Annotated in this window: 11 protein-coding genes; 4 read left to right on the forward strand and 7 right to left on the reverse strand. The window is 62.8% G+C overall.

Translation table 11 applies throughout. From position 1 onward, the window contains the following. Nucleotides 1-313 precede the first annotated feature (313 nt). The 7 genes from WBF69_RS05230 to WBF69_RS05260 form a co-directional block, all read right to left on the reverse strand. Nucleotides 314-628 (reverse strand): GNAT family N-acetyltransferase, encoded by a 315-nt coding sequence (locus tag WBF69_RS05230; protein WP_424261931.1) that lies wholly within the window; start codon nucleotides 626-628, stop codon nucleotides 314-316. Next, the gene (locus WBF69_RS05235) at nucleotides 618-2,060 is read right to left on the reverse strand and encodes a bifunctional 2-methylcitrate dehydratase/aconitate hydratase (protein WP_424261933.1); all 1,443 of its coding nucleotides are present in this window, start codon (nucleotides 2,058-2,060) and stop codon (nucleotides 618-620) included. The genes WBF69_RS05230 and WBF69_RS05235 overlap by 11 nt, the downstream gene beginning before the upstream one ends. Before the next feature lie 66 nt (nucleotides 2,061-2,126). After that, a complete protein-coding gene (gene prpF / locus WBF69_RS05240; RefSeq protein WP_424262166.1) occupies nucleotides 2,127-3,317 on the reverse strand; it encodes a 2-methylaconitate cis-trans isomerase PrpF in 1,191 nt (396 codons plus the stop codon). Nucleotides 3,318-3,336: 19 nt separating this feature from the next. Further along, complete coding sequence (gene acnD, locus WBF69_RS05245; protein ID WP_424261935.1) at nucleotides 3,337-5,931, reverse strand: Fe/S-dependent 2-methylisocitrate dehydratase AcnD; 2,595 nt, start codon at nucleotides 5,929-5,931, stop codon at nucleotides 3,337-3,339. An 88-nt stretch (nucleotides 5,932-6,019) separates the two neighbouring features. Continuing rightward, nucleotides 6,020-7,213 carry a bifunctional 2-methylcitrate synthase/citrate synthase gene (prpC, locus tag WBF69_RS05250; protein WP_424261937.1) on the reverse strand — a complete coding sequence of 398 codons (1,194 nt, stop codon included), beginning with the start codon at nucleotides 7,211-7,213 and terminating at the stop codon, nucleotides 6,020-6,022. A 49-nt stretch (nucleotides 7,214-7,262) separates the two neighbouring features. Continuing rightward, on the reverse strand, nucleotides 7,263-8,162 hold the full coding sequence (gene prpB / locus WBF69_RS05255; RefSeq protein ID WP_424261939.1) for a methylisocitrate lyase: 900 nt from the start codon (nucleotides 8,160-8,162) through the stop codon (nucleotides 7,263-7,265). A gap of 189 nt (nucleotides 8,163-8,351) precedes the next feature. Then, nucleotides 8,352-9,341 carry a malate dehydrogenase gene (locus tag WBF69_RS05260; protein ID WP_424261941.1) on the reverse strand — a complete coding sequence of 330 codons (990 nt, stop codon included), beginning with the start codon at nucleotides 9,339-9,341 and terminating at the stop codon, nucleotides 8,352-8,354. A 196-nt stretch (nucleotides 9,342-9,537) separates the two neighbouring features. Between WBF69_RS05260 and WBF69_RS05265 the strand changes: the two genes are divergently transcribed. The 4 genes from WBF69_RS05265 to sdhA all read left to right on the forward strand — a co-directional run bounded on the left by WBF69_RS05265 (nucleotide 9,538) and on the right by sdhA (nucleotide 12,948). Then, on the forward strand, nucleotides 9,538-10,308 hold the full coding sequence (locus WBF69_RS05265) for a GntR family transcriptional regulator (RefSeq protein WP_424261943.1): 771 nt from the start codon (nucleotides 9,538-9,540) through the stop codon (nucleotides 10,306-10,308). Between the two features lie 66 nt (nucleotides 10,309-10,374). After that, the gene (gene sdhC, locus WBF69_RS05270) at nucleotides 10,375-10,788 is read left to right on the forward strand and encodes a succinate dehydrogenase, cytochrome b556 subunit (protein ID WP_424261945.1); all 414 of its coding nucleotides are present in this window, start codon (nucleotides 10,375-10,377) and stop codon (nucleotides 10,786-10,788) included. After that, entirely contained in the window at nucleotides 10,788-11,171 is a 384-nt protein-coding gene (sdhD, locus tag WBF69_RS05275) for a succinate dehydrogenase, hydrophobic membrane anchor protein (protein WP_424261947.1), read from the forward strand. The genes sdhC and sdhD overlap by 1 nt, the downstream gene beginning before the upstream one ends. A 1-nt stretch (nucleotide 11,172) precedes the next feature. After that, the gene (sdhA, locus tag WBF69_RS05280; RefSeq protein ID WP_424261949.1) at nucleotides 11,173-12,948 is read left to right on the forward strand and encodes a succinate dehydrogenase flavoprotein subunit; all 1,776 of its coding nucleotides are present in this window, start codon (nucleotides 11,173-11,175) and stop codon (nucleotides 12,946-12,948) included. Nucleotides 12,949-12,954 lie beyond the last annotated feature (6 nt).

Raw genomic sequence — 12,954 nt, forward strand, 5'->3', positions numbered from 1 at the left:
ATCCGGCGCTGGTCGACTGGGCGCGCCAGCCCTCCACCAGCCCGCCCAAGCCTGAGGTCAGCTCTGTGGTGGAAGAGATCTCAATAACTAATGACTCAAGCCAGTGGTGGCGGTGTTGGTGCGGGCGCGGTCGGACAGCGCCGGATGCTGACGAAGGGAGGGCGGGGGAAGTCGGCGGGCGTGTTTGAGGCCGAAGGCCGAGTTCGCCCGCCGCCCGCCCGGACGAGGCAGATACGGGAAGTCCGGCCAAGGGCCCGCCCGCTGTCTGGCGCCCGCACCAACACCGCCACCACTGGCGTGCGCGTGCTGCCCGTCAGTCCACCAGATCCTGGTATTCCGGATACCGCCGCACATAAGCCTCGACATACGAACACACCGGGCGGACCGTCCAGCCGCGCGCCCGAGCCGTGTCCAGCCCGAAGCGCACCAGATCCGCCGCGATGCCGCGCCCGCCGACCAGGACAGGCACCCCGGTATGAATGAAAGACGCGACCGTGCCGTCCAGCTCGTAATCCAGCACGCACAACTGGCCGTCTTCCGTGAATTCGAAACGGTGAGCGGCCTCGTTGTGGCGGATGGCACGGGGCGCCGCCGCAGCGGCGCCGGATGTGGTGGCGTCAGATGACATACAGATCCACGTATTCGTGCACCGGCATGGCCTCGAGTTTGGCCTGGTCCAGGGATACGTCCAGGATGCGCTGCTGCTGGCGTTCCGGGAACTGGCGCGTCAGGTTCTTGCGGAACTTGGCTTCCAGCAGCGGAATGCCTTCCTGGCGGCGGCGCTTGTGGCCGACCGGGTATTCGCAGACCAGCTCGTCGAGCTTCGTGCCGTCATTGAATTCCACCGTCAGCGCATTGGCGATCGAACGCTTGTCGGGATCGTGGTAGTCCGCAGTGAAGGCCGGATCTTCCACGCAGACCATCTTGTCGCGCAGGGCGTCGATGCGCGGGTCGGCGGCCACGCTGTCCTCGTAGTCGGACGCTGTCAGTCGGCCAAAGATCAGGGGCACCGCCACCATGTACTGGATGCAGTGATCGCGGTCGGCGGGGTTGTTCAACGGGCCTTTCTTGTCGATGATGCGGATGCAGGCCTCGTGGGTGCGGATCGTGATTTTTTTGATGTCGGCGTGCGTCTTGCCCAGGGATTTCAGCTTGGTGTGAATAAGCAGAGCGGATTCCACGGCGGTCTGCGAGTGGAATTCGGCGGGGAACGAGATCTTGAACAGCACGTTTTCCATCACGTAGCTGCCGTAGGGGCGCTGGAACGTGAAGGGCTTGCCCTTGAAGGACACATCGTAGAAACCCCACACCGGCGCGGTCAGGGCGGACGGATAGCCCATTTCCCCGGTGCGGGCCATCAGGGCCAGGCGCACGGCGCGGCTGGTGGCATCGCCCGCCGCCCAGGACTTGCGGCTGCCGGTATTGGGCGCGTGGCGGTAGGTGCGCAGGCTTTGTCCGTCCACCCAGGCCAAAGAGACCGCGTTGACGATTTCATCGCGGGACAGGCCTAGCATCTGGGACACGACGGCGGTCGAGGCGACCTTGACCAGGATCACGTGATCCAGGCCGACCTTATTGAAGGAATTTTCCAGGGCGATGCAGCCCTGGATCTCGTGGGCCTTGACCATGCCTTCGAGCACGGCGCGCATCGTCAGGGGTTGTTTGCCGGCAGCGACGGCATTGCGCGACAGCCAGTCGGCCACCGCCAGAATACCGCCCAGATTATCGGACGGGTGGCCCCATTCGGCGGCCAGCCAGGTGTCGTTGAAGTCCAGCCAGCGGATCATGCAGCCGATATTGAAGGCTGCTTGCACCGGGTCCAGCTGGAATTGCGTGCCGGGGACCTTGGCGCCGTTGGGGACTACCGTACCGGGCACGATGGGACCCATCAGCTTGCGGCAGGCCGGATATTCCAGGCTTTCCAGGCCGCAACCCAGCGTATCGATCAGTGAAAGGCGGGCGGTCGACAGAGCGAGATCGCTCTGGATCGTATAGTTCAGAACATAGTCGACAATATCGATCAGGACTTGATCGGGATCGGGGCGGACATTGGATTGCATAGGAACGCGGGTCTTCCTTTGGACTGCCTGTTGGCAGCCCGATTTTGTCAGTCAGTCGAGTGGGTACTAAAACGCGTCGCCAGGGACGCGCACCCAGCCCTCCATCAATACACGGGCGCTGCGGCTCATGAGGGCCTTGTTGACGATCCAATCGCCGTCTTGTTGTTGGGCTTGCGCGCCAACCAGCAGGGTGCCGGAGGGATGACCAAAGCATACAGCGTTGCGTTCGCCCCCGCCAGCAGCCAGGTTTACGAGCGTGCCGGGAATGGCCGCTGCCGTGGCGATGGCCACGGCAGCCGTGCCCATCATGGCATGGTGCAGTTTGCCCATGGACAGCGCGCGCACCAGCAGGTCGATATCCTGGGCGGCAATGGCTTTGCCGCTGGAAGACACATAGGATGTCGGCTTGGCGACGAACGCGATCTTCGGCGTGTGCTGGCGCTGGGCGATCTCGTCGAGGTGCGCGATCAGGCCCATGCGCAGCGCGCCATGCGCACGGATGGTTTCGAACATGGCCAGGGCCTTGGAATCGCTATTGATGGCGTCCTGCAGTTCCGTGCCGGTATAGCCGATGTCTTCGGCGTTCAGGAAAATGGTGGGAATCCCGGCATTGATCAGCGTGGCCTTCAAGGCGCCGATACCCGGAACCTGCAGTTCGTCGACCAGGTTGCCGGTCGGAAACATTGAACCGCCTGCGCCTTCTTCCTCGGCGGCGGGGTTCATGAATTCCAGCCGCACTTGCGCGGCGGGAAAGGTCACCCCGTCCAGTTCGAAGTCGCCGGTTTCCTGGACGGCGCCTTGTGTCATCGGGACATGGGCGATGATGGTCTTGCCGATGTTGGCTTGCCAGATGCGCACGGTCGCCAGGCCGTCTTGCGGGATGCGGTCGGCCTCGACCAATCCGGCGCTGATCGCGAAAGGCCCCACGGCTGCCGAGAGATTGCCGCAATTGCCGCTCCAGTCCACGAACGCCCGATCGATGGACACCTGGCCGAACAGATAGTCGACATCGTGATCGGGTCGGCTGCTCTTGGACAGGATGACGGTTTTGCTGGTGCTGGAAGTCGCCCCGCCCATGCCGTCGATCTGCTTGCCGTAGGGGTCCGGGCTGCCGATCACGCGCATCAGTAGCGCGTCGCGCGTCGCGCCGGGCGACTGCGCGGCGGCGGGCAGATCCTGCAGGCGAAAGAACACGCCTTTGCTGGTCCCCCCACGCATGTAGGTGGCGGGGATTTTTACCTGGGGCGCATGGTTCATGTTGGTCTTGCTCATTGGTTTAATTCGTTGCGGCTGATTCGATGAAGTCCTGCGCAAACCGTTGCAGCACGCCGCCGGCTTCGTAGATCGAGACTTCTTCGGCGGTGTCCAGGCGGCAGGTGACGGGCACGTCGACGGTGTCGCCGTTCTGGCGGCGGATGACGAGCGTCAGCGTGGCGCGCGGAGTGCGCTCGCCGACCACGTCGAAGGTTTCGGTGCCGTCGATGCCCAATGTGCGCCGGTTCACCCCCGGCTTGAATTCCAGCGGCAGCACGCCCATGCCGACCAGGTTGGTCCGGTGGATGCGCTCGAAGCCCTCGGCGGCGATGGCTTCCACGCCGGCCAGGCGCACGCCCTTGGCCGCCCAGTCACGCGATGACCCCTGGCCATAGTCGGCGCCCGCCACGATGATGAGCGGCTGCTTGCGCTGCATATAGGTCTCGATGGCTTCCCACATGCGGGTGACCTTGCCTTCGGGTTCGATGCGCGCGAGCGACCCCTGGCGGATCTTGCCGTCGTCCCTCACCATTTCATTCAACAGCTTGGGGTTGGCAAAAGTGGCCCGCTGCGCGGTCAGGTGGTCGCCGCGATGGGTGGCGTAGGAATTGAAGTCTTCTTCCGGCAAACCCATTTTGGCCAGATATTCACCCGCCGCGCTGTCCGGCAAAATGGCGTTGGACGGCGAGAGGTGATCGGTGGTGATGTTGTCGCCCAGCACCGCCAGGGGGCGCATGCCGGTCAGCGTGCGTTCGCCGGCCAAGGCGCCTTCCCAGTAGGGCGGGCAGCGAATGTAGGTGCTCTGGGGGCGCCATTCGTACAAGGGATTGGTTTTCCCGCTGGCAATCAGGTCGCGGGCGAACATGGGCTCGTACACTTGGCGGAAGTGCTCGGGTTTGACGCTGGCGGCGACGATGGCGTCGATTTCCTCGTCGGACGGCCAGATGTCCTTGAGGGTGATGGGCGTGCCATCCTGTTTCAGGCCCAGCGCGTCTTTTTCGATATCGAAGCGGATGGTGCCGGCGATGGCATAGGCGACGACCAGGGCGGGCGACGCCAGGAAGGCTTGTTTGGCATAGGGATGGATGCGACCGTCAAAGTTGCGGTTGCCCGACAGCACGGCGGTCGAGTACAGATCGCGGCTGACGACTTCTTTCTGGATTTTCGGGTCCAGCGCGCCGCTCATGCCGTTACAGGTCGTACAGGCGAAACCGACGATGCCAAAGCCCAGTTTTTCGAGTTCCGGCAGCAGCCCCGAATCCTGAAGATACAGCTGGACTGCCTTGGAACCCGGCGCCAGCGAGGATTTGACCCAGGGTTTGCGGGTCAGGCCCAGCGCGTTGGCGTTGCGCGCCAGCAGGCCGGCGGAGATCACATTGCGCGGGTTGCTGGTGTTGGTGCAGCTGGTGATCGCGGCGATGATGACGGCGCCGTCCGGCATCAGGCCGGGCTCGTTTTCCACCGTGCCGGCAATGCCTCGGGCCGCAAGTTCGGATGTCGGGACGCGGCTGTGCGGGTTTGAGGGGCCGGCGATATTGCGCACGACGCTGGACAGGTCGAACCGCAAGACGCGCTCGTATTCGGCGGTCTTCAGGCTGTCAGCCCACAGGCCGGTGTGCTTGGCGTAGGTTTCTACCAGCTTGACCTGTTCGTCTGCTCTGCCGGTCAGTTTCAGGTAGTCGATGGTTTGCTGATCGATGTGGAACATCGCCGCCGTGGCGCCGTATTCTGGGGTCATGTTGGAGATGGTGGCCCGATCGCCCAGAGTCAGGTGGGCAACGCCTTCGCCATAAAATTCCAGGTAGGACGACACGACTTTTTCTTTGCGCAGGAATTCGGTCAGGGCCAGCACCAGATCGGTGGCGGTGCTGCCCGGCTGCGGCTTGCCGGTCAATTCGACGCCGATGATGTCGGGCAGGCGCATCCAGGAGGCGCGCCCGAGCATCACGCTCTCGGCTTCCAGGCCGCCGACGCCGATGGCGATCACGCCCAGGGCGTCGACGTGCGGCGTATGGCTGTCGGTGCCCACCAGCGTATCCGGAAAGGCCACGCCGTCTTGCGCGTGCACCACGGGCGACATGCGTTCCAGATTGATCTGGTGCATGATGCCGTTGCCCGGCGGGATGACATCGACGTTCTGGAAGGCCCTTTTGGTCCAGTTGATGAAATGAAAGCGATCATCGTTGCGACGGTCTTCGATCGCCCGGTTCTTGTTGAAGGCATCCGGTTCGAAGCCGGCGTGCTCGACGGCCAGCGAGTGGTCGACGATCAGTTGAGTCGGCACCACGGGATTGACCAGGGCGGGGTCGCCACCTTTGGCTGCAATGGCTTCGCGCAGACCTGCCAGATCGACCAGCGCGGTTTGTCCCAGAATGTCGTGGCACACCACGCGGGCGGGAAACCAGGGGAAATCCAGGTCGCGCCGGCGTTCGATCAGCTGTTTCAGTGAATCGGTCAGGATGGCAGGATCGCAGCGGCGCACCAGGTTTTCGGCAAAGATGCGGGATGTGTACGGCAGTTTGTCGTAGGCGCCGGGTTCAATGGCCTCGACGACCGAGCGGGTGTCGAAGTAATCCAGTCGAGTGCCAGGCAGAGGCTTGCGGTGTGCAGTATTCATGGCGTCCAGAAGCAGTCGGATAATAGGCGGCAAGGGCTGCGGTGTGAATGGGAAGTGGGCGGTGTCCACCGCCCGCTTCCCGGGCGCGTCAGCGGCGCTTGGCGAGCGGCACGAAGCTCAGATCTTCCGGGCCGATGTAGTTGGCCGTCGGGCGGATGATCTTGTTGTCGATGCGTTGCTCGATGATGTGCGCCGACCAGCCGGCGGTGCGGGCGATCACGAACAGCGGTGTGAACATGGCGGTGGGCACACCCATCATGTGGTACGACACAGCCGAGAACCAATCCAGGTTGGGGAACATTTTCTTGGCGTCCCACATCACCGATTCCAGGCGGTCGGCGATGTCGAACATCTTGGTCGAGCCGGCGGATTTGGATAGTTTGCGGGCCACGTCCTTGATGACCTTGTTGCGGGGGTCGGACACGGTGTACACCGGATGCCCAAAGCCGATCACGACTTCCTTGGCTTCGACGCGGCGGCGGATGTCGGCTTCGGCCTCGTCCGGGCTGTCGTAGCGTTTCTGGATTTCGAAGGCGACTTCGTTGGCGCCGCCGTGTTTGGGTCCGCGCAGTGCGCCGATGGCACCGGTGATGGCGGAATACACGTCGGAACCCGTGCCGGCGATGACGCGCCCCGTGAAGGTCGAGGCGTTGAATTCGTGTTCGGCGTACAGGATCAGAGATGTGTGCATGGCGCGCACCCATTCGTCGGACGGGGTGTCGCCGTGCAGCAGGTGCAGGAAATGGCCGCCGATGCTGTCGTCGTCGGTTTCGACGTTGATGATGCGGCCATTGTGGCTGTAGTGGTACCAGTACAGCAGGGCCGAGCCCAGGCTGGCCATCAGGCGGTCGGCGATGTCGCGGGCATCAGGCAGGTTGTGGTCGTCTTTCTCAGGCAGCACGCAGCCCATCACCGACGCGGCGGTGCGCATCACATCCATGGGGTGGCTGGCGGCGGGCAGGGCTTCCAAGGCGACCTGGACCTGGGCGGGCAGGCCGCGCAGGCGGCGCAATTTTTCCTTGTAGGCCTTGAGTTCGGCCTTGGTCGGCAGTTTGCCGTGAATCAGCAGATGGGCGACTTCTTCAAATTCGCAGGTATCGGCGATATCCAGAATGTCGTAGCCGCGATAGTGCAAATCGTTGCCGCTGCGGCCCACCGTGCACAAGGCCGTGTTGCCGGCCACCACGCCCGACAGGGCGACGGATTTCTTCGGTTTGAAGCCGGGGGTGGGTGCGGCCTTTGCGGATGCAGGCTTCGTGGATACAGTCTTTCGTGTCGCCATCAGAGATCTCCTTGAGTGACGGAATGAATGTCGGTCGGCGCGCGCCGGATCAGGATGCTTTGCCCTTGCCTTGTTGGAACAGCGTATCGAGCTGAGCTTCGTAGCGGTGATAGCCGATCCGGTCGTAGAGTTCTTCGCGTGTCTGCATCAGATCGACCACATTGTGTTGGTGACCGTCGCGGCGGATCGCTTCGTAGACGGTTTCAGCGGCCTTGTTCATGGCGCGAAAGGCCGAGAGCGGGTAGAGCACGATGCCCACGCCTGCGCCCGCCAGTTCCTGCACCGTAAACAAGGGGGTCTGGCCGAATTCGGTGATATTCGCCAGCACGGGCACGCCCAGGGATTTGGAAAATTTCGCGTAGGTTTCCAAATCATAGGACGCTTCCGCGAAAATCGCATCGGCGCCGGCTTCGACGCAGGCATGGGCGCGTTCCAGGGCGGCTTCCACGCCAGCCACTGCGATCGCGTCGGTGCGGGCGATCAGGTAGAAGTCGCTGTCGGTGCGGGCGTCGGCAGCGGCCTTGACGCGATCCGCCATTTCTTCGGTGCTGACGATTTCCTTGCCGGGGCGGTGGCCGCAGCGTTTGGCGCCGACCTGGTCTTCGATGTGGCAGCCGGCGGCGCCGAATTTGATCAGGGATTTGACGGTGCGGGCGATATTGAAGGCCGACGGTCCGAAACCCGTGTCGATATCGACCAGCAGCGGCAGATCGCAGACGTCGGTGATGCGGCGGATGTCGGTCAGCACGTCGTCCAGGGTGTTGATGCCCAGATCAGGCAGACCCAGAGAGCCGGCGGCGACTCCGCCGCCCGACAGATAGATGGCGCGGTAACCAGCGCGTTTGGCCAGCAGCGCGTGATTGGCGTTGATGGCGCCGATGATTTGCAGGGGGGATTCTTCGATGAGCGCCTGGCGCAGCAAGGCGCCGGGAGAGGCGGGACGAGTCATGAACGGTGCTCCGGTGTGCAGCCGCGCCGGGCAGACCCAATGCGCGGCAGAGGTCGCCCGAGTGGGGCGGGATTCCAGTCGATGCTACCGGCATTCTGTGCCTGCAGGGCGGCCCTGTCTGTCATCGGCTGGACATTCAGCGGCGCGCCGCCGGCTTTTCCAGCCGACCGGCGCGCTGCGGGGACAGGCTTATTTCAGCAGATCGGCGATGCCGTCGCGTTCTTCCAGCAGCTCGTTCAGGGTGTGATCCATGCGCTCGCGCGAGAAGGCGTCGATTTCCAGGCCGCTGACGCGCGTGTATTCGCCGTTGGCGGTCGTGACCGGCACGCCGTAGATGATGCCTTCGGGAATGCCGTAGGAGCCGTCGGACGGAATGCCCATGGTGACCCACTTGCCGTTCGAACCCAGCACCCAGTCATGGATGTGGTCGATGGCGGCATTGGCGGCGGACGCCGCCGACGACAGGCCACGGGCTTCGATGATGGCGCCGCCGCGCTTGCCGACGGTCGGAATGAAGGTGTCGGCGATCCAGGCCTGATCGTTCACCAGGGATTGCGCGGCTTGCCCGCCGATGGTGGCGAAACGCGTATCCGGGTACATGGTCGGCGAGTGGTTGCCCCATACGATCAGCTTTTCGATGTCGGCCACGGCCTTGCCGGTCTTGGCGGCCAACTGCGACAGGGCGCGGTTGTGATCCAGGCGCAGCATGGCGGTGAAATTCTTGGCCGGCAGGTCCGGGGCGGATTTCATGGCGATGTAGGCATTGGTGTTGGCCGGGTTGCCGACCACCAGCACCTTGACGTTGCGGCTGGCGACTTCATTCAGGGCTTTGCCCTGGGCGGTGAAGATCTGGGCATTGACCTGCAGCAGGTCTTTGCGTTCCATGCCGGCGCTGCGCGGACGGGCGCCCACCAGCAAAGCCACGTCGGCGTCCTTGAAGGCGGTGCGCGGATCGCTGTGGGCGCTCATGCCGGCCAGCAGCGGGAAGGCGCAGTCGTCGAGCTCCATCATCACGCCCCGCAGGGCCTTCTGGGCCTTTTCATCCGGGATTTCCAGCAGCTGCAGGATGACAGGCTGGTCCTTGCCGAGCATTTCACCGGAAGCGATGCGAAATAGCAGGGCATAGCCGATCTGGCCGGCCGCGCCGGTGACCGCGACACGCATGGCGGGTTTGGACATAATGGTTCTCCGATAGGATGAGGAAGGGTGCTGGGGGTACAAAAACGCCGAAAAGAGTAGTGTATTTCATGGCCCAGCGTCAAGAGTCTTATATCTTATATAAGACAGAAGAGTATTAGACATCTGGGCGGAGAAATGCGAAAATGCCGAAGTTCCATTTTGTAGCATGGGCCACCCTGCAGCACCTTCATCCGACATGTCCGATACCCCCTCGATCGATCGACAGCAGCCGTCAGCGCGCGCATCGCATAGTGCCGCGTTCAGTCCGCTGTATCAGCAGATCAAAGGGCTGATCCTGCAGGGCCTGGACCGCGGCGAATGGAAACCCGGCGAAGCCATCCCCAGCGAACTGGAACTGGCTGCCCGCTTTCAGGTCAGCCAGGGCACGGTGCGCAAGGCCATCGACGAACTGGCGGCTGATAACCTGCTGATTCGCCGCCAGGGCAAGGGAACATTCGTCGCCACCCATAACGAAGCCCGTGTCCGCTATCGGTTTCTGCGGCTCAGCCCCGATGATGGGCAGGCCGCGACATCCAGCAGCCAGATTCTGGATTGCCGGCGCACGAAGGCGTCGGCGGACATCGCCGCCGCGCTGGATCTGCGGGCGGGCGATGCCGTGGTCAACATGCGCCGCTTGCTGTCCTTCGATGACATCCCCACTATTTTGGACGATATCTGGTTGCCCGGCAGTGTTTTTAAGGGCTTGACCCTGGAATTCCTGCAACGCTACCGGGGACCTGTCTATGCTTTGTTCGAAACCGAATTCGGGGTCAGCATGGTGCGGGCCGAAGAAAAAATCCGCGCTGTGGCGGCCACTGCCGCACAGGCCGATTTCTTGCGGGTTCAATCCGGCAGTCCGCTGTTGCAGGTCGAACGCATTGCCTATACCTACGGCGACCGGCCCATGGAATTGCGGCGCGGCCATTACGTGACGGATCGGTACCACTATCGCAACAGTTTGAATTGATTCCCAGATCGGCGAAAATGCCGTTTGAATCCAGAAAATCTTCCACTATCCAACTACGAGGCCATCATGTCTGAATCAGCCACAAAGCCGCGCCCGCAGTTTCGTAACTTGGGGTTGACCGACCTCATGAGCTACAAGCTGCCGCCCGCAGGCAAAGCATCCATTCTGCACCGCGTCAGCGGGGCGCTGTTGTTTCTGGCGCTGCCGGTCATTCTGGTGCCGCTGTTCGCGCTCAGCGTGCAGTCGCCGGCGACGTTCGCCACCATGCAGGAATGGGTCTCCAACCCCTTCTGTAAGATCGTGTTGCTGGTGCTGATGTGGGGCTACTTTCATCATTTCTGCGCCGGTATCCGCTACCTGACCCTGGATCTGCATATCGGTAACGCCCGTGGACCCTCGCAGCGTTCGGGCGCCCTGGTGATTGGCGTGGCTCTGGCCTTGACCGTCGTGTTCGGTTTGAAACTATTCGGAGCCTGGTAATGTCACATCATGAACTCATCGGTCGCAAGCGCCTGGTTGTAGGCGCGCATTACGGCACGCGCGATTTCATCGCTCAGCGGGCCACTGCCGTCATCATGGCGGCCTACACACTGGCCTTGGTGTTGTACGCCGTCTTTGTTCCCAGCCTGGATTTCGAATCCTGGCGGGCTTTCTTCGCCTTCACGGTCGGCACGCTGCCGGTTGGTCAGTTGCTGGCCTTCCTGGCCTTCGTGTCGCTGGCGTGGCACGCCTGGATCGGTGTGCGCGATATCTGGATGGACTACGTGCGTGCCGCCGGTCTGCGCCTGTTCCTGCAGGTTCTGACCCTCCTCTGGCTGGTCGCCGCAGTGGTCTTCTTCGCTCAAATTCTCTGGAGTCTCTAACGTGGCTGCTGTCAAGAAAACTCTCCCGCGCCGCCAGTTCGATGTGGTGGTGGTCGGCGCCGGCGGGGCCGGCCTACGCTGCGCCTTGCAGTTGTCCAATGCCGGTCTGTCGGTCGCCGTGCTGTCCAAAGTATTCCCCACGCGCTCGCATACTGTGGCCGCTCAGGGCGGTGTCAGCGCTTCGCTGGGCAACATGAGCGAAGACCACTGGCAATGGCACATGTATGACACGGTCAAAGGTTCCGACTGGCTCGGCGACCAGGACTCGATCGAATTCATGGTGCGCGAAGCCCCCAACGCAGTCTACGAGCTCGAGCACTTCGGCATGCCGTTCGACCGCAACCCCGACGGCACGATCTATCAGCGTCCGTTTGGGGGTCATACGTCCCACTTCGGTGAAAAGCCTGTGCAGCGCGCCTGTGCGGCAGCCGATCGTACCGGCCACGCCATGCTGCATACCCTGTATCAGCGCAACGTCGCCGCCCGCACCAATTTCTTCATCGAATGGATGGCGCTGGATCTGCTGCGCAACAATGCTGGCGATGTGCTGGGCGTGACCGCGATGGAAATGGAAACCGGCGACGTCTACGTCCTGGAAGCCAAACACACGGTGCTGGCTACAGGCGGCGCGGGCCGTATCTGGGCCGCGACCACCAATGCCTTCATCAATACCGGTGACGGCCTGGGCATGGCGGCGCGCGCCGGCATCCCGCTGCAGGACATGGAATTCTGGCAGTTCCACCCCACCGGCGTGGCCGGCGCCGGCGTGCTGATCACCGAAGGCGTGCGTGGCGAAGGCGGCTTCCTGCTGAATAAAGACGGCGAGCGCTTCATGGAACGCTACGCGCCGCAACTGAAGGACCTGGCGCCGCGCGACTTCGTGTCCCGCTCCATGGACCAGGAAATCAAGGAAGGCCGCGGCTGCGGCGACGGCAACCACGTGTTGCTGAAACTGGACCACCTGGGCGCCGAGACCATCATGAAGCGTCTGCCGTCCATCCGCGAAATCGCCATCAAGTTCGCCAACATCGACCCGATCAAGGACCCGATCCCCGTCGTGCCCACCATCCACTATCAGATGGGCGGCATCCCGGCGAACTACCACGGTCAGGTCATGACCCTGGTCAATGGCGAGGAAAAAGTCGTCAACGGTCTGTACGCCATCGGCGAATGTGCGGCGACGTCCGTGCACGGCGCCAACCGCCTGGGCACGAACTCTCTGCTGGATCTGGTCGTGTTCGGTCGTTCGGCGGGTAATTTCATCGTCGATCAGCACCCTGAACGCCAGCACAGCCACCAGATCCTGCCCGATACCGACATCGATGCCTCCCTGGATCGCCTGGATCGCCTGGAAAGCCGCACCTCGGGTGAAAAACCCCAAGACGTGGTCCACAAGATGCAGCTGGCCATGCAAAGCCATTACGGCGTGTTCCGCAAGCTCGAACTGCTCAAAGAAGGCGAGACGGTCATCAACGACCTGGTGCCCGAGATCGACAATATGTACTACTCGGACAAGTCCCAGGTCTTCAATACCGCGCGTCTGGAAGCCCTGGAAGTCACCAATATGATCGAAGTCGCCCGCGCCACGGCGAAATCCGCCGCGAACCGGCTGGAATCGCGCGGCGCCCATGCGCTCGAAGAATACCCCGAGCGCGACGACGTCGATTGGCTCAAACATACGCTGTGGTTCTCGCAGGACAACCGCCTGGAATACAAGCCGGTGCGCATGAAGCCGCTGACCGTGGACACCATCCCGCCCAAGCCGCGTACCTTCTAATCTGGA

The organism is Castellaniella sp., from assembly GCF_049673105.1.
GTDB lineage: Bacteria > Pseudomonadota > Gammaproteobacteria > Burkholderiales > Burkholderiaceae_B > Castellaniella.